Genomic DNA, 26,525 nt, shown 5'->3' on the forward strand with positions numbered 1-26,525 from the left:
CCCCCGCCCGCAGGCGGAGGCTGGCTACCGGTTATTTGCTGATGATGGTCGAGGCTTGCGGATCGGGCGCTCGCGTGGTCGCAGGTTTCGCATACTCGAATTTGTTCTGCGGCTTCATGCGAAAGGACAGAATCACCCCAATCGCAAGTAGCACGATGCTGACCAGGAAGGGTAGCTGCCAGTTGCCGAATTTGTCGATCAACAATCCCGCTGCCACAGGGCTGACAATCGCGGCCATGGCCGAGCCAGTGTTCATCATGCCACTGGCCGTACCGCAATGATCGGGCGCAATGTCCATCGGGATGGCCCACATTGGCCCGATCGTCATCTCGGAGAAGAAAAAGCCGATGGCCAGACACGCCAGGGACACATGCATGTCCTTGGTGAACATCAACGGGATCAGGGAAATCAGCGTCAGCGTCAGGCAGATGGCGACCATCTGGCTGCGGGCCTTGTTGAGGTCTTTGGTGCGGGTGTAGATGCGATCACTGACGATGCCGCCCAGGGTATCGCCCACCACGCCGCCGAAGAACACCGTCGAGGAGAAGATCGCAGTGTTTTTCAGATCCAGGCCCATGTTCATGAAGTACATCGGTACCCAGCTGAGCAGCAGCCACAACGTCCAGCCGTAGCAGAAATACACGATGGTCACGGGCGCCATGCGCTTGAACAATCGTCCCCAGGCCAGCGGAACAGTGCTTTTCACTTTAGGCGCCGGTAAAACCGCCAGCTCCTGTTGCGAAATGCGCGGATGGTCCTTTGGCAGTTCGGTGAAAACCACGGCCCAGAGCATGACCCAGACAAAGCTGATCCCGGCGCACACGTAGAACGATTCCCGCCAGCCATAAGTCGCCATCACCGCGATCATCGCCGCTGGCGCCAACGCATTGCCAAGACGGGCGAACGCATGGGTGATGCCTTGGGCAAAGCCGCGTTTTTCCTTGGGTACCCAACGCGACATCGCCGCTGTGGCAGCGGGGAAGGTGGCACCTTCGCCAAGTCCCAGCAGCACCCGTGCCACGATAAGCGAGATAAAGCCGCCAGCCAGCCCGGTCAAGACGGTCGCACCGGCCCAGATCAGCCCGCAGACAATCAGCGTGCGCTTGGCGCCGAACCGGTCGCTGACCCAGCCGCCGATGATTTGAAAGACCAGATAGGGATAGGCAAACGCGGAGAAGACAATGCCAATCTCCGTTTTGGTGAGGTTGAATTCCTTGCCGAAACCGACCGCCGCCGTACTGACGTTGACGCGGTCCAGATAGGTAATAAAGTACATGGCGCACAGCATGAACAGCACCACCGTGGTGGGGCGCAGACGTAAAAACTTCATGATCTATCTCCAGTTTCTTATTGTTATCGCTGACCAACGCGATGATTCGGGATAGTTGAGTCACATCGAGGAGCTGCGATATTCGGGTGATCGCAGCTCCTTTCACATCATTCGCGCCGCAACGGTACGGATTGCCCTCCCAGATAATCCATGGCCGCCAATACACCACTGGATTGCAGCTTGATCCCGGCCATTTGCAGGCCCATTTCACAGCCGGTCAGGGTTGCCATCAGCATCAGATCATTGCAGTCACCCAGGTGGCCGATCCGGAACATGCGGCCTTTCATCTTGCCCAGGCCCGTTCCCAGCGACATATCGAAGCGCTCGTAAATGATCTTGCGCACGGCATCGGCGTCGATGCCTTCTGGGGTCATCACTCCGGTCAGCACCGGACTGTATACCGCTGGATCGGCGCACTGGATTTCCAGGCCCCAGGCATTCACCGCGGTGCGGCAAGCGTGGGCCAGGCGGTTGTGGCGGATGAATACGTTTTCCAGGCCTTCCCCAAGGATCATGTCCAAGGCTTCGGACAAGCCATACAACAGGTTGGTGTTGGGGGTGTACGGCCAATAGCCGGTTTTGTTCATTTCGATGATGTCGTCCCAGGCCCAGAAGCTGCGGGGCAAGCCTGCGGTTTTGCTGGCTTCCAGCGCTTTGGGGGAGACCGCATTGAAGCTGATACCGGGAGGCAGCATCAGGCCTTTTTGCGAGCCGGACACGGTGACATCCACGCCCCATTCGTCATGGCGGTAGTCGACAGAACCGAGACCGGAAATGGTGTCCACCAACAGCAGCGCCGGGTGCCCGGCGGCGTCAATGGCCTTGCGCACCGAAGCGATATCGGAGGTAACGCCGGTGCTGGTTTCGTTATGCACGACGCAGACTGCTTTGATGGCGTGACTGCTGTCCGCGCGCAAGTGTGTCTCGATCATTTGCGCGTCGACACCGCCGCGCCAGCCTTCGATGCCCGGATGCCCGATGAATTGTGGTTTGAGACCCAGGCTCAGGGCCATTTTTTGCCAGAGCGTCGCGAAATGGCCGGTTTCGAACATCAGCACCTGATCGCCGGTGCTCAGCGTGTTGCACAGCGCAGCTTCCCAGGCGCCGGTACCAGACGCGGGGTAGATCACCACCGGATGACGAGTCTTGAAAATCTGTTTGATGCCGTCCAGCACCTTGAGACCCAGTTCGCCGAACTCCGGACCACGGTGGTCGATGGTGGGATAACTCATGGCGCGCAAAATGCGATCCGGGACCGGGCTCGGACCAGGAATTTGCAGGAAGTGACGGCCGGCGGGATGGTAATCAAGCTTCAGCATGAGTGACTCCTTCTTGTTTTTGTATTTTGAATTCAAAATACGTTAGCACGCCTTCCTGCTGTGTCAAACGTCATATTTGGGCTAATATTCGGCATTAGTTGGGCTGTTATCGAATAAGGCATCGCACTCAAGCGATGCAGATGAGGATTTTGCATGCAAAATATTGAGGGTCTGGTCGAGCTTGGCAGTCCCCGACCGATGGTCAAGGTCGAACGCCAACGCTTGCACGACACGGTCGTGGAGCACCTGCGCAGCTTTATCACCGAGGGCGTGCTGGCACCCGGAAGGAAGCTCAACGAGCGCGAACTGTGCGAAACCCTTGGCATTTCCCGGACGCCGTTACGTGAGGCGCTCAAGGTGCTCGCGGTCGAAGGCCTTATCGAGATCAATCCGAACCGCGGTGCGAGCGTCGCGCGCATGTCGGAGCTGGAAATTCGCGAAACTTTCGAGCTGATGAGCGGCATCGAAGCCTTCGCCGGTGAGCTGGCCTGTGAACGCATCACGCTACAAGAGCTTGATGAGATCAAGGCGCTGCACTATGCGATGGTGGTCAGCAAGAATCAGAATGACCTGCCGGGTTACTACCAGCGCAACCGGGCGATTCACGACCTGATCAACCTTGCGGCGCGCAACTCGGCGCTGCGTCAGGTGTATCTGTCACTGAACCGGCGCATTCAGGCGTTGCGTTTTCTGTCCAACCAACAGGCGCCGAAGTGGGAAAGGGCGTTGCACGATCACGAAGAAATGATCGAGGCCTTGCAGACGCGGGACGGCAAGCGCTTGAGCAGCATTCTGCGTCACCATCTCCTGGAAAAACGCGACGCGATCATGCTGATGGTGCGCGACGATTCCGAGCATCCGGATTCTATTCGCCGCTGACGTTCGGCGGATTTCATCTGGCCTGCGGGATAAATCATTTCAAATCATCAGACAGTCATGGACTATAGGCGTCTTTTTCTCGCCCCCTCCCGTCAGGGGGGCGAGCGCAGGCCGCTCGAGGAGCCCATGAATGAGCATCAAGATTGAGGCGCTGATCGCCCGCAAGATCGGCTTCGCCTCCCACCAGAATGCCGTGCCTCTGGTACGTGAACTGAGCCTCTGGAACCAGAGCGAACAACCTTTTGAAGACCTGGTGCTGAGCCTCGGCACCGACCCTGCTTTTGTCGAGACCCGGACCTGGAACATCGATCGCTTGAATCCCGGCGATCGTCTCAGCATCAACGAACGCGATATCAAACTCAACGCGGGTTATCTGGCTGGCCTTACTGAAAGCCTTGGCGCGGAAGTTGTGCTGCGCTTGTCTCGGGGCGATGAACTGATCGCCGAACAACGCGTTGTGACTGAACTGCTGGCGCGCACGGAGTGGGGCGGCCTCAGCGCCATGCCTGAGTTGCTGGCCGCGTTCTGCATGCCCAATGATCCTGCGGTCGACCGTGTGCTCAAAGCCGCTTCACAGGTATTGCGACGCGCCGGGAAGAAAGACGGCATCGACGGCTATGAAAGCAAGTCACGCACACGGACCTGGGAACTGACGTCCGCGATCTGGTCCGCAGTCTGCAGTTTCAAGCTGAGCTACGCACTGCCGCCCGCCAGTTTCGAACAGCAAGGGCAGAGAATCCGGCCGCCGGGCATGATCCTGGAAAACGGCGTGGCGACTTGCCTGGATACCGCGCTGCTGTTTGCCGCCGCGCTGGAACAGGCCGGGTTGAATGCCTTGCTGATCATGACTAAAGGCCACGCTTTCGCCGGTGTCTGGTTACAGCCTCAAGAGTTCTCGCAGCTATTGACCGATGAAGCCTCGGCGGTGCGCAAGCGCCTGGATCTGAAGGAGATGGTGGTGTTCGAAACCACCCTGGCGACTCAGGCGCCGGTGCCAGGTTTCAGTCAGGCAGTTGCCGCCGCTGAGCGGCAACTGGACGATGAGCAATTCATCATGGCCATTGACGTGCATCGCGCGCGGATGCAGAAGATTCGCCCGATTGCGTTGGCGCCGGACCCGAGCACGCCTGCTGCGGCGGATGACGCGCCACCGACCGTCGAAAGCCTTGAGGAAGCGCCGCTACTGCCTGGTTTCGACGTAGAAATCAACGATAGCAGCGACGGACCCGCAGGCAAGCTGACGCTTTGGCAACGCAAGCTTCTCGACCTCACCACCCGCAATCGCTTGCTGCACTTGCCGGAGAGTGCCAAAGGCGTGCGGCTTTTGTGTCCTGATCCGGCGGCTCTGGAAGACCTGCTGTCCAGCGGCCAGCGCATTCGCGTGCTGGCCGTGCCGGACCTGAACAGCAGCGGCCGTGATACCGCACTCTATGAACAGCAGAATCATGAAAGTCTGGTCGATGAAGTTGCGCGTCAGGCGTTGGCCCGTGGCGAAGTGCTCGCCAGTCTGGAAAAACCCAAACTCGAAGCGACGTTGATTGATCTGTTCCGCAAGGCACGCAGCGATCTGGAGGAGGGCGGTGCGAACACTCTGTTCCTGGCAATCGGTTTTCTCAAGTGGAAGAAAAGTGTCGACGACCCGAAAACCTACTCTGCGCCGCTGATTCTGCTGCCCGTCAAACTCGAACGCAAAAGCGCCTTGTCGGGGGTAACCCTGAGCCTGCTGGACGAAGAGCCGCGCTTCAACCTGACGTTGTTGGAACTTCTGCGCCACGATTTCGAGCTGGTCATTCCGGGGCTGGACGGCGAGTTGCCGAGCGACGATAGCGGCATTGATGTCGCGGGCATCTGGAATAAGGTGCGCCGCGCCGTACGCGATGTGCCAGGGTTCGAAGTCAGTACCGAACTGGTGCTCGGCACTTTCTCGTTTGCCAAGTACCTGATGTGGAAAGACCTCAACGCCAACGCAGCGCAGTTGCTGCAAAGCCCGCTGGTCCGGCACTTGCTGGAGCGGGATTCAGGCGGCGAAGCGTTTGCCGGGTCCGATGAATTCCCGCGCCCCGAGCAACTCGACGCGACCGTCACACCGGCACAGTTGTTTACCCCGTTAGCGGCAGACTCGTCGCAGCTCTCGGCAGTGGTGGCTTCTGCGGGTAAACATAGTTTCGTGCTCGACGGGCCGCCCGGTACCGGAAAATCCCAGACCATTGCCAATATGATCGCCCACAACCTGGCACTCGGTCGTCGCGTGCTATTCGTGGCGGAAAAGCGTGCAGCACTCGACGTGGTGTATCGCCGGTTGGCAGAGAAAGGCCTGGGCGAATTTTGCCTGGAGCTGCATTCAAGCAAGACGTCCAAGGTCGAAGTGCTCAAGCAACTGGACCGTGCCTGGGACGTACGCGACACCTTGAGCGCCGAGGATTGGCAGCGTGAAGCCGAGCGCGTGCAGACGCTGCGTTCGCGACTCAATCAACTGGTCGAGGTGTTGCATCGACGCTGGCCCAACGGCCTGTCGCTGCATCAGGCTATCGGTCGTGTCGTGCGCGACCATGGCCCCACGACGCCGCGTCTGGCGTGGTCGGCAGGCACTGCACACGATGCGGACGAGTACGCCTTGTTGCTGGACCTATCCCGCCGCCTGGGGCTCAACGGTGCCGCCGCTCGTGACCTGTCGGGCAAATTCGGTGTGCTGGGGCAGACGCAATGGTCGAACGCCTGGCAAGCGCAGATCGTCAGCGCCGCCCGCGAATTGCCCCAGGCGCTTGATGCACTGATCAGCGCTGCTGAAAGAATGCTGGCGTTGACGCACTTGTCGCTGCCGGTGACGGAAGTGGCGCAACTTGTGCAGCTTGAGGAACTGGTCAGTTTGCTCGTTGAGAGCCATGGCGTGAACCTGTCGTTCGCCTTCGCGCCGGATGCCATGATGCGAATCGAGGCTGCCCGGCACGCCTGCCAGCTGCTCGCTGATTACCGCGAACTGGAAGAGAGTCTGTCGCTGAACTACGCCGACGAAGCCTGTCGCCGGGTTCCGTTCGAGGCCCTGCGCAGGGACTGGCAAGAGGCTGAAGGCAAGTTCTGGTTCTTCGCCAGTCTCGCCAGGAAAAAGGTCGCCACGCAGCTGGCTTCGGTCGGTGGTGCTGCGGGTCTGCCGGACGTTCCAGGTGATCTGCTGATCTTTGAACGGTTGCAGGCGCAGCTGCTGGAGTTGGACAATCTGGCCCCCGAATTGCAATCGATTCCCGGCTGGAACGGACTTGCCAGCGACAGCTCGCGCACGCTCAAGGCCGTGGTGCTGGCCGAAAGTATGCGTGCCCGGCTCAGGGCGCTGGTTGAATCACCTGAACAGTTGATCGCCTTGCGCAGTGCCGTGGCACGGTTGGTGATCGAGGCCAATGAAATGCTGGGGGCGGGCGGTCAGATCGCTACGACACTGGTGACCTTGCAGCAGGCCTTGGCCCGCTACGATGACGCTGCTCAGTTATTTGCCGAACTGGCCGTGACCACGAGCGAAATGCTCCCTGGCGTTGCCGAGCTTCGTGCGACGTGTGCCGCTATCCAGCAACAGGAAGGACAGCTCAAGGCGTGGTGCGACTGGTGTCGGGTCCGCGAGCAGGCGGGCGCAGCAGGTCTGGCACCTTTGGCTCAGGCACTGGAACGCGGCAACGTGCTGCCGTCGGCCTGCGAAGATACGTTTGTTACCGCGTATTCGCACTGGTTTGCCACGGTTGGCATCGACGGCGAGCCGTTGCTGAGAACCTTCGTTGCTGCCGAGCATATGAGCGACATCGCCACGTTCAACCGCTTGGACGACGAGCTGGCGAAGCTAACCGTGCGCTACATTCGCGCAAAACTGTGCGGCCTGATCCCGTCGAAGAACGACATTGCCAAGAACAGCGGCTTTGCCATCCTCAAGCATGAGCTACAGAAATCCCGGCGGCATAAACCGGTTCGCCAACTGGCCATCGAGATGGGCGATGCGCTGAACCGGCTGGCGCCGTGCATGCTCATGAGCCCGCTGTCGATTGCCCAGTTCCTGCCGGCCGATCAGCCGCCGTTCGACCTGGTGATCTTTGACGAGGCGTCGCAAATCGCGCCCTGGGACGCGATCGGCTCCATCGCGCGGGGCAAACAGGTGATCATTGCCGGTGACCCGCGCCAGATGCCGCCCACCAACTTTTTCAACCGGAGTGCAAATGCCGAGGACGACGACACGGCCGAAGACATGGAAAGCATTCTCGACGAATGCCTGGGTGCCGGTGTACCGAGTCACAGCCTCAGTTGGCATTATCGCAGTCGGCATGAAAGCCTGATCGCGTTTTCCAATCACCGGTATTACGACAGCAGCCTGATCACCTTTCCGGCCGCTGAAACCCGGGCCAGCGCCGTCGAGTGGCGACGCGTCGAAGGTGTATATGCCAAGGGCAAGGGGCGTTGCAACCAGGCAGAAGCCGAGGCCATCGTCCATGAAACGGTCAAGCGTCTCACCGATCCGGCGTTCATTGCTGCGGGCTACTCAATCGGCATCATCACGCTGAACTCCGATCAGCAGAAGCTCATCAACGACTTGATGGATGCTGCCCGTCAGCAATACCCGCAGATCGAACCCTTCTTCCAGGACAGCCAGACTGAGCCGGTTGTGGTGAAGAACCTGGAAACCGTACAGGGCGACGAGCGCGATCTGATCATGCTCGGCATTGGCTACGGGCCTACCGAGCCGGGTGCGCCAGTGATGTCGATGAACTTCGGACCACTGAACAAGGACGGCGGCTGGCGTCGCCTGAACGTCGCCATTACCCGCTCGCGTCGCGAGATGCTGGTGTTTTCGTCGTTCGATCCTTCAATGATTGACCTCAACCGTACCAACGCCCGCGCAGTGCGTGATCTCAAGCATTTCATCGAGTTCGCCCAGCGCGGCCCGAGGGCATTGGCCGAGGCGGTGCAGGGTTCGGTGGGCGGTTACGATTCGCCCTTTGAAGAAGCGGTGGCGCAAGGGTTGCGACGGATGGGCTGGCAAGTGGTGTCGCAGATTGGTGTGTCGCGTTTCCGTATTGACCTGGGGATTGTGCATCCCGACCGTCCCGGCGATTACCTGGCGGGTGTCGAATGCGACGGCGCGACCTATCATAGCGCGGCAACCGCCCGTGACCGCGACAAGGTGCGTGGAGCGATACTGCGCGGTCTGGGCTGGGATTTGCTGCGGTTGTGGTCCACCGAATGGTGGGTCGACAAGGAAGGTGCTTTGCAACGCTTGCATGCTGATTTGAACGATTTGCTGGAACAATCGAGAGATGTGCCAGTCGCGCAGCACGTTGATCTCCCCGATCCACTGGAGGTCAACGTGGAACCCGCTGAAACGCCATGATTTCCGTAGGACTGGCTTTAGCCGGGAGACCAATCTCCCGGCTAAAGCCGGTCCTGTGGATCGGGTGAATCAGAAGTCGATGGTGCCCGAGAATTTCACCAGACGTGGCTCGCCCTGGGTCAGGTAACCGCCGTTGGCGGATGCCCAGTAGTTCTTGTCGGTGATATTTTCCACATTCACGCGCAAGGTCAGGTCTTTCTGTTCAACCCGCATCTTGTAACGTGCGCCTGCATCGAAGCGGTTCCAGGTCGGCAGACTCAGGTTGTTGGCCTGATCTGCGTACTGGCCGCCAGTGCGCAACATGCGAGCGTTAAGCGCTGCGCCTTCCAGGCCAGGGATATCCCAATCTGCACTTGCGTTTAGCTGGAAGGTCGGCACGCCAATCGCGTGGTTGCCGTCGTTGAGGCCGCCGGAGGTGTTTTTCAGTTCGGAGGTCATCCGCGTGCCGCCGGCCATCAAACGCAGGCCTTCGATCGGCTCGCCGAATACGCTCAACTCAATCCCTTTGTTGACCTGCTGACCGTCACGCACATACAAGCGGCTGGCGGCATCCACGAAGCCGTCGGTAGGCCGCTCGATGCGGAACACACCCAGATTGGCGCCGAAGGTCTGCATGTCCAGCTTGATGCCGGCTTCCAGTTGCTTGGTGCGACCCGGCGGGAAAGCTTCACCCAGGTTGGTGATGTTTGTGCCGGACGCTACAGGCCCTTTGGCCAGACCTTCGATACGGTTGGCGTACAGCGAAATGATATCGGTGGGCTTGTAGACAATGCCGTACACCGGCGTGGTGATAGCCTCGTCGTAGATCGAGCTGCGGCTGCCGTCGTTGGCTGGGTTGGCCAAGCCGTTGGAGGTGCTGCCGTCGTACAGGTAGTTTTCCACGCGCAGTTGCTGGCGACGCACGCCATAGGTGAGCAACAGGCTGTCGTCGAACAGGCCAACGGTATCGGAAATCGCCAGGCTGCGATTGCGGGTTTTACCGGTGACGCCAGGATCGCCCATGTCGCCGCCGGTCAAGTAGCCGTCGGTAGGTTTGGCCAGTTTGTTCGCGTTGTAGATATTGGTATTGCCAACGGTAGGTCGATAAAAGGTGTAGGCGTTTTCCTGCTCGGTCCAGATGGTCGTGGCGCCAATTGCGATCTGATGGCTGATCGGGCCTGTCTGGAAGCGGCCATTCAGGCCGGTGCTGAAGCTGGTGTTGTCTTCATTGTGCGGAATTTCCGAGCCGCTGATGGTGGCGGTACCGGTGTTGCCCACCAGTGTCGGGGTGCCGTAAACCCCGGTTTCGCGGGTGTGCTTGACGCCACCGGCGAGGTAGGCGGTCCAGCTGTCGTTCAGGTCCCAGTCGCCGCGCATCATACCGAAGGTGTCTTCAGTCTCGGTGTAGGTCCAGCTCTGGCCGTAGTTGTGGCTGGCATCTGGAGCGGTCGGAATGCTGGTCGCAGTCCCGAGCTGCACGGTGTTGCGCAGGTGGTTGATGCGCTGCTTCTGATAACCGAAGTCAGTGGATACGCGGAACTTGTCGCCGCGATAGTCGAGGCCAGCAACGAACAGCTTGGTGCGCTGATCCTGATCGTTGACCGCCGTTTCACCTTCACGCTGGCTGAGGTTGACCCGCGCGCCGAAGCGGTTGTCATCACCGAAACGCTGGCCGAGGTCCAGATGCTCGCCGATACGACCGTCGGAGCTGATGTCCTGGGTGTAGCGACGCGTCGGGACGTCACCGGCGCGCTTGGGTTGCAGGTTTACGCTACCGCCCAGGCCACTGCCGGTCGGGCTGACACCGTTGATGAAGGCGTTCGGGCCTTTGAACACTTCGACGCGTTCGATGGCGTCGGTGGACAGAATCTGTCGTGGCAGGACACCGTACAGGCCGTTGTAGGAAATGTCATCGCCATTAAGCGGCAGGCCGCGAATCACGAACACCTGAGCCTGGTTACCGAAGCCGTAGGACTGGCGTACCGAAGGATCGTTGAGCAGCACGTCGCCGACGTCTTCGGCTTGCTGGTCTTCGATCAGCTTCGAGGTGTAACTGGTCATGGTAAACGGCACATTCATGTTGTCCTGGTTACCCAGTACACCCATTTTCCCGTCTCGTGCGACCTGCCCACCGGCAAAGGTTTCAGGCAACGTATTCGAGTTTGCCTTGACCGCTTCGGCGTTGACATCGGTAGCACCGAGCTCCACCGGATCTGCGGCGTGGGCCATGAAGCTGACGGAGCAGCAGAGGGCGAGCAGGGTAGGGCGCGACGGAAATGCGAAGACCATGGGACGAATACCTGAGACGCGTGAGAATGGTAAAAGCCTCCCTGGCAATACGATTGATTCTTAGGCGCAAATACTATCAGGCGTAATTGCAAATTGTTATCAGTCAATAACGAAATTTTCACATTTCGTTATTGTTTGCTCGTTTTAGACGGGGACATCGAATGGGGGCATTGCTGACGCGACCGCTCGACTGCGCTTAACGAAGAAAAGGCAAGACTTCGCCGAGCAACAACTCTGGGGCTTCTTCGGCGATGTAATGCCCGGCTGGCAAGGCTTTGCCACGCACATCGGTTGCCACTTGCTGCCATTCCTTAAGCGGATCAAAGCAGCGACCGACAGTGCCTTCTGCGCCCCACATGACCAGCAGTGGCAGGTTCAGATGATGGTGGGCGGCGATGTCGGCGCGATGATGCTCAAGATCGATGCTGGCGGCGGCGCGATAGTCTTCGCAGATACCTCGCGCCGCGCCCGGCAGTTGCAGGCAGCGCAAATACTCAGCAAACGCTTCATCGGTAAATGGTTTCAGGCCGGCACTGCGGCTGCCCATGACACTGCGCAAATAAAGCTCGGGATTGGCTTCGATCAGACTTTCTGGCAGCGGGGCCGGGCGTATCAGGAAGAACCAGTGCCAATACGCACGGGCGAAAGCTTCGTTGGTCTGCGCGTACATCGACAGCGTCGGCGCGATATCCAGCAACACCATTCGCTGTACCGCCAAGGGATGATCAAGCGCCAGGCGATGGGCGACCCGTGCACCACGGTCGTGGGCCAGAACCGAGAACTTGCTGAAGCCCAGCGCCTGCATCAGTTCGACGCCGTCCCGGGCCATTTCCCGTTTCGAGTAGTTGCTGTGATCGTCATTGGCGGCTGGTTTGCTGCTGTCGCCGTAACCGCGCAAGTCGGCGGCAACCACGGAGAATTCCAGGGCGAGTTGTTCGGCGATTTTATGCCAGATCACATGGGTTTGCGGATGCCCGTGCAGCAGCAACAGGCCGGGACCCGCGCCACCTTTGCGATAACTGATCTCGACCCCGTTGACCTGGCGTGTGTCTTTGTGGAATCCGGTGAACATGAAGTGACTCCCTTGGTGGTGACTCGCTCAACATTGTTTCGCGCGCCCCAGCTTATTGAATCCTTCCCTGCAATCAACAGCGCTTTGGTGATCGCGTCATCCACGCATCGTGGTTAATCGGCTGGAATACGATCCGTTGGAGCGAGCGGGCGGCGTTCCGACTTGCCCGCGAATCAGACGCCTCGGTGACCCAGCGCTACCGCGTCATCGTTCTTCGCGGGCAAGCCTCGCTCCAACGGGTGCCGGTGTTTGCTGCGCGACAGCACGGCGTCGAAGACGGGGCGGAACCTCCCACAGGAAACAACAGAATCGTTGCCTGGCTCGAAACCTTTATTTGGCGAACGCGTACTCGCCGCCCCGGCTGATCGCTTTTTTATAGGCCGGTCGCGCCTGAAACCTTTCTACCCAGGCCGCCAGATGCGGGTAGGGGCCAGTTTTGCCCTGCGCTTTGGCGAACTCGCCGATAAAGCTCATCTGGATGTCGGCACCGCTGAGTTCTTCGCCAACCAGATACGGCGTCAGGCCCAACGCGTTGTTCAGGTAGCCAAGATAGTTATCCAGTTCCGAGTTGATGCGCGGCAGCAGCGGTGCGCCGGCATCGCCCAGGCGACCGACGTAGAGGTTAAGCATGAGCGGCAATATCGCCGAGCCTTCGGCAAAGTGCAGCCATTGAACGTATTCATCGTAGGTGGCGAACTCAGGGTCCGGTTGCAGCCTGCCGTGGCCATGACGGCGGATCAGATAGTCGACGATGGCACCTGACTCGATCAGTACGTGGGGACCGTCCTCTATCACCGGGGACTTGCCCAGCGGGTTGATGGCCTTGAGTTCCGGCGGGGCGAGATTGGTTTTCGGATCACGCTGGTAGCGTTTGATCTCGTAGGGCAGGCCCAGCTCTTCGAGCAGCCAGAGGATGCGTTGCGAGCGGGAGTTGTTGAGGTGGTGGACGGTAATCATGAGGTCTCCGGCGACAGGTTTGAAGTGTCTTAAGGAGACTACGCGAGTGGCGATGAGTGCCCGGTATTTTTTGACCGGTTTACGTAAGCGCCTGCAGCGGTAGGTGGCGTTGAGGGGATCAATGGGTAAAGATGGACCTTCAATTCGCAATGATCTGAAGGAACCAGCATGCTTATTCGACGCTCACCCATCGCCGCCGCGCTCGCGTTTTCATTCTTGTCCTGTACCGCGTTCGCTAATGACCTGGCACCGGCTCAACTGCTGAAAAAAGCCGAGGCTGAACAAAAATCCTATCTGGCCACCGTCAAACAGCTGGTGGACATTGATACCGGAACCGGCCAGGCGCCTGGCCTGAAAACCGTCAGCGCGGTGCTGGTCGAGCGGCTCAAGGCGTTGGGTGCTGAAGTCACCACGACACCTGCGAACCCGTCCGCTGGCGACAACATCGTCGGCACTCTCAAGGGTACTGGCAGCAAGAATTTTCTGCTGATGGTCCACTACGATACGGTGTTCGGGCCAGGCACAGCGGCGAAACGTCCGTTCAAACTCGACAGCGAACGCGCCTATGGTCCCGGTGTTGCTGACGCCAAAGGTGGCGTGGCGATGATTCTGCATTCGTTGCGGTTGCTGCAGGATGAGAAGTTCAAGGATTTCGGTACCCTCACGGTGCTGTTCAACCCCGATGAAGAAACCGGCTCCGCTGGTTCGAAAAAAATCATCGCTGAACTGGCCCGTCAGCACGACTACGTATTCTCGTTTGAGCCGCCAGACAGAGACGCAGTGACTGTCGCCACCAACGGCATCAACGGTTTGATTCTCGACGTGAAGGGCAAGTCATCCCACGCCGGTTCCGCGCCTGAAGCCGGGCACAATGCGGCCATGGAGCTGGCGCACCAGATGTTGCAGCTCAAGGATCTCGGCGATCCGGCCAAAGGCACCACGGTCAACTGGACGCTGATCAAGGGCGGCGAGAAGCGCAACATCATCCCGTCCAGCGCCTCGGCCGAGGCTGACATGCGTTACTCCGACCTGAGTGAAACCGACCGGGTACTCGCCGATGCCCAACGCATCGTGGCAAAAAAACTCATTGATGGCACTGAAGTGACGTTGCGCCTGGAAAAAGGCCGCCCACCATTGGCGAAAAATCCGGGCTCCGAGCAACTGGCAAAAACCGCACAGGCGCTTTATGGCGAAATCGGTCACAACATTGAGCCTATCGCCATGCGTTTCGGCACCGATGCAGGCTATGCCTACGTACCGGACAGCGCCAAACCGGCCGTGCTTGAAACCATGGGCGTCGTCGGTGCCGGCCTGCACGCCGATGACGAATACATCGAGCTGTCGAGCATTGCTCCGAGGCTTTACCTGACCGTGGCGTTGATCACGCAGTTGTCTCAGGAAGATGCCGCGCCGTAATCAAGTCATTCGATCGCGGACGGCGAAAAATCAGGAGCCGTCTTAGCGATTTTCTCGCGTATGCCACAACCGCAGCAGATAGATCGTCGAGCCCTGAATTTCGTAACGTAGCTCATAGCCCCCGATCAACAATCGCCGGACATCCCGGGACGCAAATTCCTCAAGGCGCTCACCCAGCCGTGGATTGTTGAGAAGCATCGTTGGTGTAGACGTCAGTTGTTGGACAGTACGGGCGGCGGCCGCGCGATTGACCAAGGCAAGAAATTCGTAAAGGCGGGCAAGATCGGAGAGTGCTTTGCTGGTCCACTTCAATTCCATTACTTGGGCACCGGCAGGGGCGTGTCTGTAGCCAGGCTATCGGCCCATGCCTGAACCGATTGATGATCAATAACACGTCCAGCATCAACATCGGCTAGCGCTTCCAGCGTCAAACGGCTGCGCTCTTCTTCTTGATCAATCCAGGCCGACAGGGCCTGTTTTACGATCCAGCCTTTGGAGCGTTCGAGGCGTAAAGCCAGCTCATCGACTTTTTCCGCCAAAGGCAATGGAACGTGCGCCGTGACCACGCGGGTGTCTGTACTCTGGCCCATGACAAGTCCTCAACAGTTTGATTCAAAGTGATTGGAGTTGAATCATAGTTGATGTGCCAGCTTGGTCAAGGGATTAAGGTCAACAGCAGTGGGCGCCATTATCCTGGGACTGGCGGCGGCCATGGCAGAATCGTTAGTGTAATAATTCCGTTACATACCGGGAGTAATTTGGCGCTTTCTCGCGGCTGGAAGAATAGTAGTGATTCGCCTGTTTTCTTCCTCGCTGGGCCTGTTGCGACTGCTCCTGGTGATGCTGTGCGCGGCCACACTTGTATTTCTGTGGGGGTTGTTTTTCCAGCAGAAAGCCACTTCCCATGACGAAGCGCTGGCAGCCAAGGCGGCCGAACATCTGAACCTGGCTACGATAGCTGCAGAAAACCTGCGTCAACTGGTCGACCGCGCCCAGGCCATCGGCAAGGTTGCGCGAAGTGACATCGAAGACCGGGACCAACGCAGTTGGGGTTTGGTGCGCATGCTTGCCGAAGACCCGGTGCTCAAGCGCATGAGCCTGTACAGCCGCGATGGGCGTCTGCTTTCCGGCACTCATGTTGACGAGCCACAGCAACTGCCCGGGGATTGGCTGGCGCAATTGCAGCACCACATTGATCGCAACGGCCTCAAACCCTTCCTGCCGGGGTTGCCCGACTCACAAAACGAATCCGCGCCGCCGAACTGGCGCCTGCCTTTCCTGTTGCCGTTGGCCGATCCTTCGATGCGGGAGCTCGACAGCATCCTTTTGGTGCAGCTGGATATCGGTTACCTGGCGGCACTCTTCGAACACATTGATCTGGGCCGCAGCGGCATGATGCGTTTGCTCGATAACGATGGCCATGAGCGGTTGCGGCTGACCAGCAGCGGCGTTGTGGTTTCCGGCGTGGCACTCAACCCGGAACTGTCGAGCAGTGGCGTTGAGTCTGGGGAAATCACCCAATACTCCGCTACCGCGCAATTCCAGAGCCTGTATCGCCGCACGTCACAGCGCGGCTTCAGTGTGATCGTCAGTCAACAGCGCGACGAAATCCTTGCCCCATCGCAACTCACCTATGAGCGGCAGCTCTGGCTGAATCTCTGTATGACGCTGTTCATTCTGGGCAGCCTGATCTGGACCCTGCGCGTGTTACACCGGCGCCAGGAAGCATTTGCGGAGTTGGAACAGGCCCAGCAAATCAATCAGGACTTGATAAGCCGGCTGGAGGAAGAGCACCGGCGCAGCAGTCATGCCGCAGCCACGGACCACTTGAGCGGTCTGCACAACCGGCGTCAGTTCATGGAGGTTGCGACACAGGTTTTGACGCAGCAGCGTGGCAAGCGGCAGTTGCTGGCCATTCTGTTCATCGATATGGACCGCTTCAAATCGATCAATGACTCCTTGGGACACCGGACCGGTGATTTGCTGTTGCAGGCGATTGCCGGACGCATTAGTCGCTTGCTGGAGCCATGTGACGCAGCGGCGCGCTTCGGTGGCGACGAATTTGTCGTGCTGCTGGCCGGAGAACGAAGTGAGGAGCAGATCGACGCCTGGGCTCGAATGCTGGTGGACAAGCTTTCAGCGATTTACTCCCTCGAAGAGCATGAGCTCAGCACCAGTCCCAGTGTTGGCGTCAGCATTTGCCCGCGTGACGGCCAGGACGTCGAAGGCATGATCCGCTGCGCTGATGCGGCGATGTATTCGGCAAAAAGAGCGGGGCGCGGACAATATCGGTTTTTCGACCCGTCGCTCAACGTCGCGGACATCAAGGAGTTCACGCTGGAGCAGGCCTTTGCCGGGGCGCTGAGCGAGCGGCAGTTTCTGCTTCACTACCAGCCCCAGATCCGCCTGGACTCCATGCTCGTGGAAAGCTACGAAGCATTGGTGCGCTGGCAGCACCCTGACTTCGGATTGCTCTATCCGGATCAATTTATCTCCCTGGCTGAGCGCAGCGGTTTCATCATTGCGCTCGGCTGGGAAGTGCTGCGCCTGGCGTGTGAGGATCTGGCGCGCTGGCAGGAACAGGGCAATCGCGCACGACTGGCAATCAATATCTCGGCGATACAGCTGCGCCAGGCCGACTTCAGCCGAAGGCTCCTCAGCGAACTTGACCACTACGACATCGAGCCGCAGCAACTGGAGCTGGAAATTACCGAGACCTCGGTGCTGGATCATGAAGGGCAGGGCATCGAGCACCTTAAATCCCTGCGCGCCGCAGGTCTGGCTATCAGCCTGGACGACTTCGGTCAGGGTTACGCAGGTTTCGCCCACCTGCAATCGCTGCCGTTGACCAAGTTGAAGATCGATCGCGCGGTGATTGCGCCGTTGTCCAACAGCCCTGATGACAACCCCATCGTCGCCTCTACCATCATTCTGGCCAAACGCCTCGGGCTGGAGGTGGTCGCCGAAGGCGTGGAAACCCGCGAGCAGGTCATTTGCCTGAAGCTGGCGGGCTGCGACATGGTTCAGGGTTATCACTTCAGTCGACCGCTGTCGTCGGCCCAGCTTCATGAATATCTCCCCTTTACCAACGCGATGGAAAAAGCATGCGCGCAGTAATATTTTTGACTGTTCTGCTGATGACGATGCTGTCCAGCACCCTGGCTCATGCCGAGTGCAGTCAACAGAGTCTGCGCTTCGCAATCATCCCGAAGACCAACAAGACTGTAGAAGTGCTGGTGCTTGAGTATCAGCCGCTGCTGACGCGCCTGAGCACTGCGCTGGGAATTCCGGTGGAAATAGTCCCGGCCTCTTCCTATGAAAGCGTGATCGATGCAATTGTCTCCGGTGGCGTCGACATTGCCTGGCTTGGACCGGCGTCCTACATCCTCGCCCGCCAGCGCGACCCCCGTATTGAACCGTTCGCCAGCCTGACCATAAGCCCCGGCTATTTCACCCCGGCCGGGCATCACTATCAGTCACTCTTGCTGAGTCGTCGCCAGGACGCCACTAGCCTTGAGGCATTGCGCGGCACTCAGGTCGCACTGAGCGATCCGGCGAGCACGTCAGGCAGTGTCGTGCCCAATGCCGAATTTTCGGCGCAAGCGGGGTTGCCGCTGACGCAGTTTTTCAGCTCTGTGGTGTATTCCGGTTCCCACGACAAGTCTCTGGATGCGCTCCTGGATGGCAGGGTGGACGCGGCATTTGTGGCAAGCGTGCGGGTTGACGCGTACCTGAACAGCGGGCGGATCACGCGTGACACGTTCAACGTGCTGTGGCGCTCGACTCCGATCTACTACGATCCTTATGTGTTCGGCGGTAGCCTGTGTCCATTGCTGAAAGAACGCATTCGCGCCGCGATGTTGAACGATCAGCAGGGCCTTGCCTCATTTCTGAAGGCTCAGGACGCTTCCGGTATTGTCCCGGCCAGCCATGCGGAATACGAGCCACTGCTGCAGCTGATGGGCAAAAAGCCAGTTGTGCCATGAGTTCAGTCGTTCGCAGCGATCGGCTATCAGGCGATTGCCGACCACCTTTTTGTTTAGGAGTCTCTGCAGGTTTCACGATAATCTTTGCCACACGTTCACTTGACCCGTTGACCGATGACCAGATCTGAATTTTCTGTTGATATTGAAGCCGTCGGCTCTATTGAAGCCGTTCCGGTCATTTTGAGCATGGTCAAACACCTGACCGGGATGCGTTTCGCCGCTGTCGCCAGGGTCACTGAAAAAAACTGGGTGGCGTGTGCTGTCGATGATTCAATCAATTTTGGTTTGAAGCCCGGTGGCGAGCTGGTGCTGGAGTCGACCATCTGTCATGAAATTCGGCAACACCAAAGGCCTGTGATCTTCGGACACGCCAGCGCGCATCCCGTTTTTTCGTCACACCACACCCCCAAGCTGTATGGACTGGAAAGTTATATTTCCATCCCGATCATCAAGGCCAATGGCGACTTCTTCGGTACGTTATGTGCGATCGATTCGGTACCGGCGAGTCTTGAAGAACCGGCTATCGTCAAGACCCTGACGCTGTTCGCCCAATTGATTGCGATGAGTCTCGATACCCAGAGCAACCTTGAGGCAACCCAGGCGGCGCTGGTCAACGCCAATGAAACGGGAATGCTGCGAGACCAGTTCATTGCTGTCCTGGGGCATGACTTGCGTACGCCCTTGAGTGCAATCCGGATGAGCGCGGACCTGTTGGAAAGCAAAACAACGGAAAAGCGATCACTCAATCTGATTTCCGCCATCCGCAACAGCTCGGTACGCATGGGCGTCCTGATCGAGAATGTCCTGGATTTCGCCCGTGGGCGGATGGGTGGCGGCATTCCCGTCAAGCGCCAACTGGTCGACGATCTGGGACATACGCTCAAGTTGACGCTGGATGAAGTACAAGCCTCGCACCCGCTTGCAATTCTGGATCATTCTCTGGACCTGCCGACGGGTGTCTACTGCGATGCGCTGCGTATCACGCAGCTCCTGTCAAACCTTCTGGGCAACGCAGTGACTCACGGGGCAAACGGGACACCTGTCGAGGTTCGGGCCTATTCGGAAAATGACGAGATCGTCCTGTCCGTGATCAATCAAGGGCCGCCGATTCCTACTCAACTGATGCCGTTGCTGTTCGAGCCGTTTACCCGTTCGGAAGCAGGACAGCGCGGGGAGGGGCTGGGCCTGGGGCTTTACATCGCCTCGCAGATTGTCAGCGCACACGGTGGCAGTCTCACCGTGACGTCGACTGTGGAGGCGGGAACAGCTTTTATTGCCCGACTCCCGGCGAAGATCAAATGGGTGGTTTAAACCTCCCCTGATCGAAACGATCAGCTATTTCCCCAGTGAATTCACATTCATCGAGCGCACCGCCCATTGCTCCGCCGTTTGCTGATCCACCGGCAGGGAGAAACGGAACGTCGCGCCGCGTCCGGGCACGTCGACCAACTGGATATCGCGGCCGTGCAGTTGCAGGATGCGATGCACAATGCGCAACCCCAGGCCACCATCGCGCCGTGAACCGCCGATGTTGAACGGCCGCAGGAACAGGCCTTCGCGCAGTTCAGCAGCAATGCCGGGGCCGGTGTCGCTGATCGTGACTTCTATTAAGGCGCCTTGCGGGCGCAGGCTGAGCTCGATTTCCCCACCTTCGGGCGTGTGGCGCAAGGCGTTGTCGAACAGGTTGGTCAGCACGCGCTCGATCAGCCCCAGGTCAGCGCAGGCGGCAGACACGTTGGGGGCGAAGGACGCCTTGAGTTCGACGCGCCGCGCCTCGGCCGTCAGTTCGAATTTCTGGAAGATGTCCTGCACCAGATCAGTCAGCGGGAAACGCTCCAGCACCGGCTGCACGAAGCCGTGCTCCAGCCGCACCAGTTCCAGCAGCGATTGCGCCAGCCCGCCGACCTTGCGGCTCTGATCCAGCGCGATGCCCAGATAGCGGCGGCGATCAGCGGGGGACAATGTGGCGTCCTTGAGCGACAAGGTCTCCAGATAGCCATGCAGTGAAGCCAGCGGCGTGCGCAAGTCGTGGGAGATGTTCGCAACCAATTCGCGGCGTTCCTGATCCTGGCGGGTCAACGAATTCCATTGAGCACTGAGGCGTTCCTGCATTTGCCGGAACGCGGCGTCGAGCATGGCAATTTCATCGTGGCTGGCTGCGTGTTCGGCGGGTGCTGTTGCCGGCGGAGCGACTGGAGCGCCGTCGATATCGAACTGGCTGACGGTTTCGGTGAGGCGCCGCAACGGTCGGGTGATCAGGGCGAAAGCCGTAAGGCCTGCGATCAGGCACAACAGCGCGACCAGTCCGATGGACAGCAGTGCGGTGTTGAGCGCCGCGCTGGTGGCACCGCGCTCGGCCAGACGATCGTGTTCTTCACTGAGCAGCACCACGTAGAGATAGCCAGCCGGCTTGCCATCCACGGTCAGCGGCGCCGCGCTGAACACCTTCCGCGCCTGGTCACTGCGCGGATCGTCACCGAGTATTGGCAAGGCATCGCCTTGAAGCAAACGATGGACGGGCGCCAGATCAATCCTGTCCCGACGTATGCGACCCTCGGGCGAAGCGCTGCCGACGACCCGCCCGTCAGTGTCGAGCAGATAGACTTCGACGCTGGGATTGACCAGCATCAGCTGATTGAACAGGTTGCGGACCGCGCCCGGCATCATGCCTTTGCTGTCCATCAGCACCGTATCCCGGGCAATGTGTTGCGCCAGATCTCGCGACAGGCCTTGTACGACTTCCAGTTCATGCATCCGGTTGGCGCGCACCTGCATCCACGCTGACGTGCCGCAGCACACCAGCAGCAACACGGCGAACACCAACGACAGACGCTTGGTCAGGGTCAGCCTCATGGCTGTTCCTCCGCGGCGGCAAATTTGTAGCCTCGGCCCCATACCGTAAGGATGCGCGCCGGTTGTGCCGGATCAGCTTCGATCTTCGCCCGCAGGCGATTGATGTGGGTATTGACCGTGTGTTCGTAGCCTTCGTGGCTGTAACCCCATACCGCGTTGAGCAGGTCCATGCGCGAGAACACCTTGCCGGGTTGGCGGGCGAAATAATACAACAGGTCGAACTCCCGAGGCGTGAGTTCCAGGCGACGACCATCGAGGGACACATCACGGGTGATCGGATCGATATTGAGCCCGCCGGTGATCAGGCTGCCGGCGTCCATCTTCAGGTTGCGAGCCATGGCGTCCACGCGCCTGAGCAGCGCTTTGACCCGCGCCACGAGTTCGAGCATGGAAAAGGGTTTGGCCAGGTAATCGTCGGCGCCCAGCTCCAGACCGAGAATCCGATGCAGCTCGCTGGACCGCGCACTGGTGATGATGATCGGCGTGTAACGGGCCATGGCGCGGGCGCGGCGGCAGATTTCCAGGCCATCGACACCGGGCAGCATCAGGTCGAGGATCAGCGCGTCCCAATTGCCCTGCTGCAGCAGACGCATGCCTTCATCGCCATCGGCGCAGTGCACGACTTCAAACTGCTCATCGCGTAGATGCAGGCAAATAAGGTCGGCGATATGCACGTCGTCCTCGACCACGAGAACCCGTTTGGTCTGTTCCATTCCGTTCAATCCTTCAACGCGATGGCGCCATTGTGCGGGTTTTCCGCGGCCCGAGTTATCACGAATTGTTTAACTTCACGTGAGGATTTGGCGATCACTGCGCGCCTAGGCTGTGTTGCATGCCATCCACCTGGATGTTTCGGAGAAGATCATGTTTTCACGGCGGCAGTTTCTGATAGTGAGCGGCGGGGCAGGCCTTGCAGCATTGGCGCTCGGCGTGTCGAGCCGGTTCCCGATGCTGATCGATGACGCCAGCGCAGCGCAGGTGTTCGAGGTAACGCACAGCGATGCGCAATGGCGCGCCTTGCTCAGCGCCGAGCAATATCAGGTGCTGCGCGAACAGGACACCGAGCGACCTTACAGCAGCCCGCTGAGCGACGAGCATCGTGACGGTGTTTTTGTCTGCGCCGGTTGCGATCTGCCGTTGTTTTCCTCGGCGACCAAATTCGACAGCCACACTGGTTGGCCGAGTTTCTGGCAGTCATTGGACAAGGCTGTGGCGGTTCAGACTGACCGGTCTTTCGGGGTATCACGCGATGAAGTGCATTGCTTGCGCTGCGGCGGCCATCTGGGCCATGTCTTCAGCGACGGCCCCAAACCCACCGGCTTGCGCTATTGCATGAACGGCGTGGCGATGAACTTCAAACCCCAGGCGGCATGACCGCTGATTTATTACTTTCAATTATTTGATGCAGGTCGAACTTATGTGGCTTCTGATCCTTGCTTATCTTGGCGGCGTGCTGACGATTGTCAGCCCATGCATTTTGCCGGTACTGCCGTTTGTCTTCGCCCGCACCGGGCAGCCGTTCATGAAAAGTGGCTTGCCGCTGTTGGCCGGTATGGCGCTGACCTTCGCTCTCGTTGCCACGCTGGCAGCGGTAGGCGGCGGTTGGGTGGTGCAGGTCAATCAATACGGGCGCTGGCTGGCGTTGCTGTTCGTCGCCTTGTTCGGCCTGACGCTGGTGTTGCCAAAGCTGGCCGAGCGTCTGACCCGGCCACTGGTGGCGGCCGGTGGTCGACTGTCGGAAGCCGCGGGCAATGATCCCCGGCCGCGTCCCGGTGCGTCGTTCCTGATTGGCGTCGCTACCGGCTTGCTCTGGGCACCTTGCGCCGGACCGATTCTGGGCCTGGTGCTGACCGGCGCGGCGCTGCAAGGCGCGAGTATCGGTACAACCCTGTTGTTGCTGGCTTACGCCGCAGGTGCCTGCACCTCACTCGCGGTTGCGTTGCTGCTGGGCGGCAAGGTTTTCGCGGCGATGAAGCGTTCCATCGGCGCTGGCGAATGGGTAAGGCGAGGCTTGGGCGTCGCCATGCTGGCTGGCGTGGCAGCGATTGCACTGGGGCTGGATACCGGAATTCTGGCCAAGGTATCGACGGCCTCAACCGGCGGTATCGAACAGGCGCTGGTTGGCCGGCTGGCCGGTAAATCGCCGAGCAGCAGCGGGGCGATGATGGCGCAGAACCCAGCTAGCGGGAGCATGATGAAAGCCGCCAATCAGGCGTCGGACAGCTTGCCGATCGAGGGCAATCTGCCGTCGCTGGATGGCGCGGTACAGTGGCTCAACTCGCCACCACTGACTGCCCAGGCTTTGAAAGGCAAAGTCGTGCTGGTGGATTTCTGGACTTACTCCTGCATCAACTGCCTGCGTTCGCTGCCTTATGTAAAAGCCTGGGCCGAGAAGTACCGCGATCAGGGTTTGGTGGTGATTGGCGTGCATGCGCCGGAATTTGCCTTCGAACGCACTATCGGCAATGTCACCAAGGCGATGAAAGACCTGGGTATCAATTACCCGGTGGCCGTCGATAACGACTACACGATCTGGCGTGCTTTCAATAACCAGTACTGGCCGGCGCACTATTTCGCCGACGCTCAGGGGCGTATTCGTTACCACCATTTTGGCGAAGGCGATTACGCTGAGTCGGAACGGGTCATCCAGCAATTGCTGCGTGAAGCGGGTGCCGCCAAGGTCGCCGACGGCCTGATCACTACCAACGCTCAGGGCGTGCAACAGGCGGCGGACATGAACGACGTGCAATCCCCGGAAACCTACGTCGGTTACCAGCGCGCGGAGCAGTTCGTCCCTGCCAAAGGCCTGTTGCCGGACGCCGTGAAGACCTACAGCCCGGCGCCGCAACTGGCGCTCAATGACTGGAGTCTGGAAGGCAAATGGACCGTCGGCTCCGAGCAGGCCACTGCCGACGCCTCGGCGAGTCGCATTGTTTACCGCTTTCATGCGCGGGACCTGCATCTGGTACTCGGGCCTGGAGCCGATGGCAAACCGGTGCGCTTCAAGGTGCTGATCGACGGCAAAGCGCCCGGCGACGCCCACGGTAGCGACGTAGCCCCTGACGGCAGCGGCAGCGTGACAGAACAACGCTTGTATCAGCTGGTGCGCCAGCCCGGCAGCGTGCAGGACCGAACCTTCAGCATCGAATTTCTCGATCCGGGCGTGTCGGCGTATGCGTTTACTTTCGGTTGATCATCATTCATTGATTCAGGAGTCGCGCTCATGAAAACCCCATTTACGTTGCGCCGGATTGTGTTGCAACTGGCTGCAGCTGGCTTTATCGGTCAATGCTCCGTAGCCGCCTTTGCCGGTGAAGAGGGGGTGCTCCTGGCCCCGCCAGCCGTTGACGAAATGACCCAGGCCCACAGTGAAACGGCAGTGTTTGCCGGTGGCTGCTTCTGGGGCGTGCAGGGCGTGTTCGAGCATGTCAGAGGCGTCAAGCAAGCCGTTTCCGGTTATGCCGGAGGGGCTGCCGACACCGCCCAATACGAGCGGGTCAGCGAGGGCGATACCGGCCATGCGGAATCCGTCGAAGTCACCTTCGATCCTGCTCAAGTTAGCTATGGCACTTTGCTGCAAATCTACTTTTCGGTGGCCCACAACCCAACCGAGCTCAATCGCCAGGGCCCGGATCGCGGCACCCAATATCGCTCGGCACTGTTCACCAAAAGCAACGAACAGCAGCGTGTTGCCCAGGCTTACATCGCTCAGCTGGACGCCGCGCATTCGTTCAACAAGCCCATTGTGACCAAGCTGGAATCGTTCAATGGCTTCTACCCGGCCGAGGAGGAACATCAGGATTTCCTGACCCGCCATCCCATGCATCCGTACATCGTGATTAACGATCTACCCAAAGTGGCGCAGTTGAAGCAGTTGTATCCTGATCGTTATCAGGATGAGCCCGTGCTGGTGAAGGCGGCAATGTAGCCGGGGATCGGGCTGTCATTCGCTTGAACGATTGAGCCGCTATGCTGGTCAGCTTGTACTCAACGTCTATCTAGAGGTGATTGCAATGGCCAAGACTTATAGCTACGCAGCGCAGAGTCCCAAAGATTCGCTCAAGCCGTTCACCTTCGAACGTCGCGCACCAGGCGCCGACGATGTGCAGATCGAGATTCTGTATTGCGGGGTGTGCCATTCCGACCTGCACACCGTACGCAATGAGTGGCAGAACACCCTGTACCCCTCGGTTCCGGGCCATGAAATTGTCGGTCGCGTGACCGCAGTCGGCGGCAACGTCAGCAAGTTCAAGGTCGGCGACCTCGCTGGCGTAGGGTGCATGGTCGATAGTTGTCAGCACTGTGCGTCCTGCGCCGAAGGCGAAGAGCAATACTGCGAAAACGGCTTTACCGGTACCTACAATGGTCCGGTCTTCGGCGGCGAAAACACCTTTGGTGGTTACTCGGACAACATCGTGGTCAAGGAGAAATTTGTCCTGCGCATCGCTCATGACGATGCCGATCTGGCAGCCGTTGCACCGCTGCTGTGCGCCGGCATCACCACCTATTCGCCGCTGCACCACTGGAAAGTAGGGCCAGGCCAGAAGGTCGGCGTTGTAGGCCTCGGTGGTCTGGGGCACATGGCGGTCAAGATCGCTCACGCCATGGGCGCGCATGTGGTGCTGTTCACCACCTCGCCGAACAAGCGCGAAGACGGCCTGCGTCTGGGGGCCGATGAAGTCGTGGTGTCGAAGAATCCGGATGAAATGGCGAAGTTTGCCAACACCCTGGATTTCATTCTCAACACCGTGGCCGCACCGCATAATCTGGACGCCTTTCTCTCGCTGCTCAAGCGCGACGGCACCATGACCCTGGTCGGTGCGCCCGACAGCCCGCACCCGTCGCCAACCGTGTTCAACCTGATCTTCAAAAGGCGCAGCCTGGCCGGTTCGTTGATCGGTGGCATTCAGGAAACCCAGGACATGCTGGATTTCTGCGCCAAACACGGAATCGTTTCGGATATCGAGATGATCGACATCCAGAACATCAACGAAGCTTACGAGCGCATGCTCAAAGGCGACGTGAAGTACCGATTCGTGATTGACATGAACAGCCTCAAGAATGAAGCCGAGGCGGCCTGATT

19 protein-coding genes are annotated in these 26,525 nt (G+C 59.3%); 10 read left to right on the forward strand and 9 right to left on the reverse strand.

The annotated features are described in order from the left end of the window. Positions 1 to 31: 31 nt before the first annotated feature. Entirely contained in the window at positions 32 to 1,330 is a 1,299-nt protein-coding gene (locus tag AFK24_RS05065) for an MFS transporter (protein ID WP_065832204.1), read from the reverse strand. 107 nt (positions 1,331 to 1,437) lie between these two features. Further along, complete coding sequence (locus tag AFK24_RS05070) at positions 1,438 to 2,649, reverse strand: pyridoxal-phosphate-dependent aminotransferase family protein (protein WP_065832205.1); 1,212 nt, start codon at positions 2,647 to 2,649, stop codon at positions 1,438 to 1,440. A 153-nt stretch (positions 2,650 to 2,802) separates the two neighbouring features. Between AFK24_RS05070 and AFK24_RS05075 the strand changes: the two genes are divergently transcribed. After that, positions 2,803 to 3,528 (forward strand): GntR family transcriptional regulator, encoded by a 726-nt coding sequence (locus AFK24_RS05075; RefSeq protein ID WP_065832206.1) that lies wholly within the window; start codon positions 2,803 to 2,805, stop codon positions 3,526 to 3,528. 130 nt (positions 3,529 to 3,658) lie between these two features. Continuing rightward, entirely contained in the window at positions 3,659 to 8,890 is a 5,232-nt protein-coding gene (locus tag AFK24_RS05080; protein WP_065832207.1) for a DUF4011 domain-containing protein, read from the forward strand. Positions 8,891 to 8,959: 69 nt separating this feature from the next. On the opposite strand, the gene AFK24_RS05085 is transcribed toward AFK24_RS05080, so the two are convergent. The 3 genes from AFK24_RS05085 to AFK24_RS05095 all read right to left on the reverse strand — a co-directional run bounded on the left by AFK24_RS05085 (position 8,960) and on the right by AFK24_RS05095 (position 13,187). After that, positions 8,960 to 11,158, reverse strand: coding sequence for a TonB-dependent receptor (locus tag AFK24_RS05085; RefSeq protein ID WP_065832208.1), 2,199 nt, complete (start codon positions 11,156 to 11,158; stop codon positions 8,960 to 8,962). Positions 11,159 to 11,354: 196 nt separating this feature from the next. After that, positions 11,355 to 12,230 (reverse strand): alpha/beta fold hydrolase, encoded by an 876-nt coding sequence (locus AFK24_RS05090; RefSeq protein ID WP_065832209.1) that lies wholly within the window; start codon positions 12,228 to 12,230, stop codon positions 11,355 to 11,357. A gap of 330 nt (positions 12,231 to 12,560) precedes the next feature. Then, entirely contained in the window at positions 12,561 to 13,187 is a 627-nt protein-coding gene (locus AFK24_RS05095) for a glutathione S-transferase family protein (protein ID WP_065832210.1), read from the reverse strand. 168 nt (positions 13,188 to 13,355) lie between these two features. Between AFK24_RS05095 and AFK24_RS05100 the strand changes: the two genes are divergently transcribed. Then, positions 13,356 to 14,603 carry a M20/M25/M40 family metallo-hydrolase gene (locus tag AFK24_RS05100; RefSeq protein WP_065832211.1) on the forward strand — a complete coding sequence of 416 codons (1,248 nt, stop codon included), beginning with the start codon at positions 13,356 to 13,358 and terminating at the stop codon, positions 14,601 to 14,603. A 42-nt stretch (positions 14,604 to 14,645) separates the two neighbouring features. Here the strand turns inward: AFK24_RS05100 and AFK24_RS05105 are convergent, their stop codons facing one another. After that, on the reverse strand, positions 14,646 to 14,921 hold the full coding sequence (locus AFK24_RS05105) for a type II toxin-antitoxin system RelE/ParE family toxin (RefSeq protein ID WP_065832212.1): 276 nt from the start codon (positions 14,919 to 14,921) through the stop codon (positions 14,646 to 14,648). Beyond that, complete coding sequence (locus AFK24_RS05110; protein ID WP_065832213.1) at positions 14,921 to 15,193, reverse strand: CopG family ribbon-helix-helix protein; 273 nt, start codon at positions 15,191 to 15,193, stop codon at positions 14,921 to 14,923. The genes AFK24_RS05105 and AFK24_RS05110 overlap by 1 nt, the downstream gene beginning before the upstream one ends. Positions 15,194 to 15,392: 199 nt before the next feature. Between AFK24_RS05110 and AFK24_RS05115 the strand changes: the two genes are divergently transcribed. The 3 genes from AFK24_RS05115 (at position 15,393) to AFK24_RS05125 (ending at position 19,900) form a co-directional block, all read left to right on the forward strand. Continuing rightward, positions 15,393 to 17,720 carry a bifunctional diguanylate cyclase/phosphodiesterase gene (locus AFK24_RS05115; RefSeq protein ID WP_065832214.1) on the forward strand — a complete coding sequence of 776 codons (2,328 nt, stop codon included), beginning with the start codon at positions 15,393 to 15,395 and terminating at the stop codon, positions 17,718 to 17,720. Further along, positions 17,708 to 18,589, forward strand: a complete 882-nt coding sequence (locus AFK24_RS05120; protein ID WP_065832215.1) for a phosphate/phosphite/phosphonate ABC transporter substrate-binding protein — start codon at positions 17,708 to 17,710, stop codon at positions 18,587 to 18,589. Before AFK24_RS05115 ends, AFK24_RS05120 begins: the two co-directional genes overlap by 13 nt. A 114-nt stretch (positions 18,590 to 18,703) precedes the next feature. After that, the gene (locus AFK24_RS05125) at positions 18,704 to 19,900 is read left to right on the forward strand and encodes a GAF domain-containing sensor histidine kinase (protein ID WP_065832216.1); all 1,197 of its coding nucleotides are present in this window, start codon (positions 18,704 to 18,706) and stop codon (positions 19,898 to 19,900) included. Between the two features lie 24 nt (positions 19,901 to 19,924). Here the strand turns inward: AFK24_RS05125 and AFK24_RS05130 are convergent, their stop codons facing one another. Both AFK24_RS05130 and AFK24_RS05135 read right to left on the reverse strand, forming a co-directional pair. Then, the gene (locus tag AFK24_RS05130) at positions 19,925 to 21,442 is read right to left on the reverse strand and encodes a sensor histidine kinase (RefSeq protein WP_065832217.1); all 1,518 of its coding nucleotides are present in this window, start codon (positions 21,440 to 21,442) and stop codon (positions 19,925 to 19,927) included. After that, a complete protein-coding gene (locus AFK24_RS05135) occupies positions 21,439 to 22,155 on the reverse strand; it encodes a response regulator transcription factor (RefSeq protein ID WP_065832218.1) in 717 nt (238 codons plus the stop codon). Before AFK24_RS05135 ends, AFK24_RS05130 begins: the two co-directional genes overlap by 4 nt. Before the next feature lie 151 nt (positions 22,156 to 22,306). Between AFK24_RS05135 and msrB the strand changes: the two genes are divergently transcribed. From msrB to AFK24_RS05155, 4 genes are all read left to right on the forward strand, one after another. Continuing rightward, positions 22,307 to 22,816, forward strand: a complete 510-nt coding sequence (gene msrB / locus AFK24_RS05140) for a peptide-methionine (R)-S-oxide reductase MsrB (RefSeq protein ID WP_065832452.1) — start codon at positions 22,307 to 22,309, stop codon at positions 22,814 to 22,816. 43 nt (positions 22,817 to 22,859) lie between these two features. Continuing rightward, entirely contained in the window at positions 22,860 to 24,635 is a 1,776-nt protein-coding gene (locus AFK24_RS05145; RefSeq protein ID WP_065832453.1) for a cytochrome c biogenesis protein DipZ, read from the forward strand. Positions 24,636 to 24,665: 30 nt separating this feature from the next. Next, on the forward strand, positions 24,666 to 25,370 hold the full coding sequence (gene msrA / locus AFK24_RS05150) for a peptide-methionine (S)-S-oxide reductase MsrA (RefSeq protein ID WP_065832219.1): 705 nt from the start codon (positions 24,666 to 24,668) through the stop codon (positions 25,368 to 25,370). Between the two features lie 85 nt (positions 25,371 to 25,455). Next, complete coding sequence (locus AFK24_RS05155; protein ID WP_065832220.1) at positions 25,456 to 26,523, forward strand: NAD(P)-dependent alcohol dehydrogenase; 1,068 nt, start codon at positions 25,456 to 25,458, stop codon at positions 26,521 to 26,523. The last annotated feature ends 2 nt before the right edge of the window (positions 26,524 to 26,525 follow it).

It is taken from the genome of Pseudomonas syringae (assembly GCF_001698815.1).
Classification (GTDB): domain Bacteria; phylum Pseudomonadota; class Gammaproteobacteria; order Pseudomonadales; family Pseudomonadaceae; genus Aquipseudomonas; species Aquipseudomonas syringae_A.

Coding starts and splice junctions, on each gene's coding strand:
- AFK24_RS05065 (WP_065832204.1), bottom strand. CDS start 1,330: ATGAAGTTTTTACGTCTGCGCCCCACCACGGTGGTGCTGTTCATGCTG.
- AFK24_RS05070 (WP_065832205.1), bottom strand. CDS start 2,649: ATGCTGAAGCTTGATTACCATCCCGCCGGCCGTCACTTCCTGCAAATT.
- AFK24_RS05075 (WP_065832206.1), top strand. CDS start 2,803: ATGCAAAATATTGAGGGTCTGGTCGAGCTTGGCAGTCCCCGACCGATG.
- AFK24_RS05080 (WP_065832207.1), top strand. CDS start 3,659: ATGAGCATCAAGATTGAGGCGCTGATCGCCCGCAAGATCGGCTTCGCC.
- AFK24_RS05085 (WP_065832208.1), bottom strand. CDS start 11,158: ATGGTCTTCGCATTTCCGTCGCGCCCTACCCTGCTCGCCCTCTGCTGC.
- AFK24_RS05090 (WP_065832209.1), bottom strand. CDS start 12,230: ATGTTCACCGGATTCCACAAAGACACACGCCAGGTCAACGGGGTCGAG.
- AFK24_RS05095 (WP_065832210.1), bottom strand. CDS start 13,187: ATGATTACCGTCCACCACCTCAACAACTCCCGCTCGCAACGCATCCTC.
- AFK24_RS05100 (WP_065832211.1), top strand. CDS start 13,356: ATGCTTATTCGACGCTCACCCATCGCCGCCGCGCTCGCGTTTTCATTC.
- AFK24_RS05105 (WP_065832212.1), bottom strand. CDS start 14,921: ATGGAATTGAAGTGGACCAGCAAAGCACTCTCCGATCTTGCCCGCCTT.
- AFK24_RS05110 (WP_065832213.1), bottom strand. CDS start 15,193: ATGGGCCAGAGTACAGACACCCGCGTGGTCACGGCGCACGTTCCATTG.
- AFK24_RS05120 (WP_065832215.1), top strand. CDS start 17,708: ATGCGCGCAGTAATATTTTTGACTGTTCTGCTGATGACGATGCTGTCC.
- AFK24_RS05125 (WP_065832216.1), top strand. CDS start 18,704: ATGACCAGATCTGAATTTTCTGTTGATATTGAAGCCGTCGGCTCTATT.
- AFK24_RS05130 (WP_065832217.1), bottom strand. CDS start 21,442: ATGAGGCTGACCCTGACCAAGCGTCTGTCGTTGGTGTTCGCCGTGTTG.
- AFK24_RS05135 (WP_065832218.1), bottom strand. CDS start 22,155: ATGGAACAGACCAAACGGGTTCTCGTGGTCGAGGACGACGTGCATATC.
- msrB (WP_065832452.1), top strand. CDS start 22,307: ATGTTTTCACGGCGGCAGTTTCTGATAGTGAGCGGCGGGGCAGGCCTT.
- AFK24_RS05145 (WP_065832453.1), top strand. CDS start 22,860: ATGTGGCTTCTGATCCTTGCTTATCTTGGCGGCGTGCTGACGATTGTC.
- msrA (WP_065832219.1), top strand. CDS start 24,666: ATGAAAACCCCATTTACGTTGCGCCGGATTGTGTTGCAACTGGCTGCA.
- AFK24_RS05155 (WP_065832220.1), top strand. CDS start 25,456: ATGGCCAAGACTTATAGCTACGCAGCGCAGAGTCCCAAAGATTCGCTC.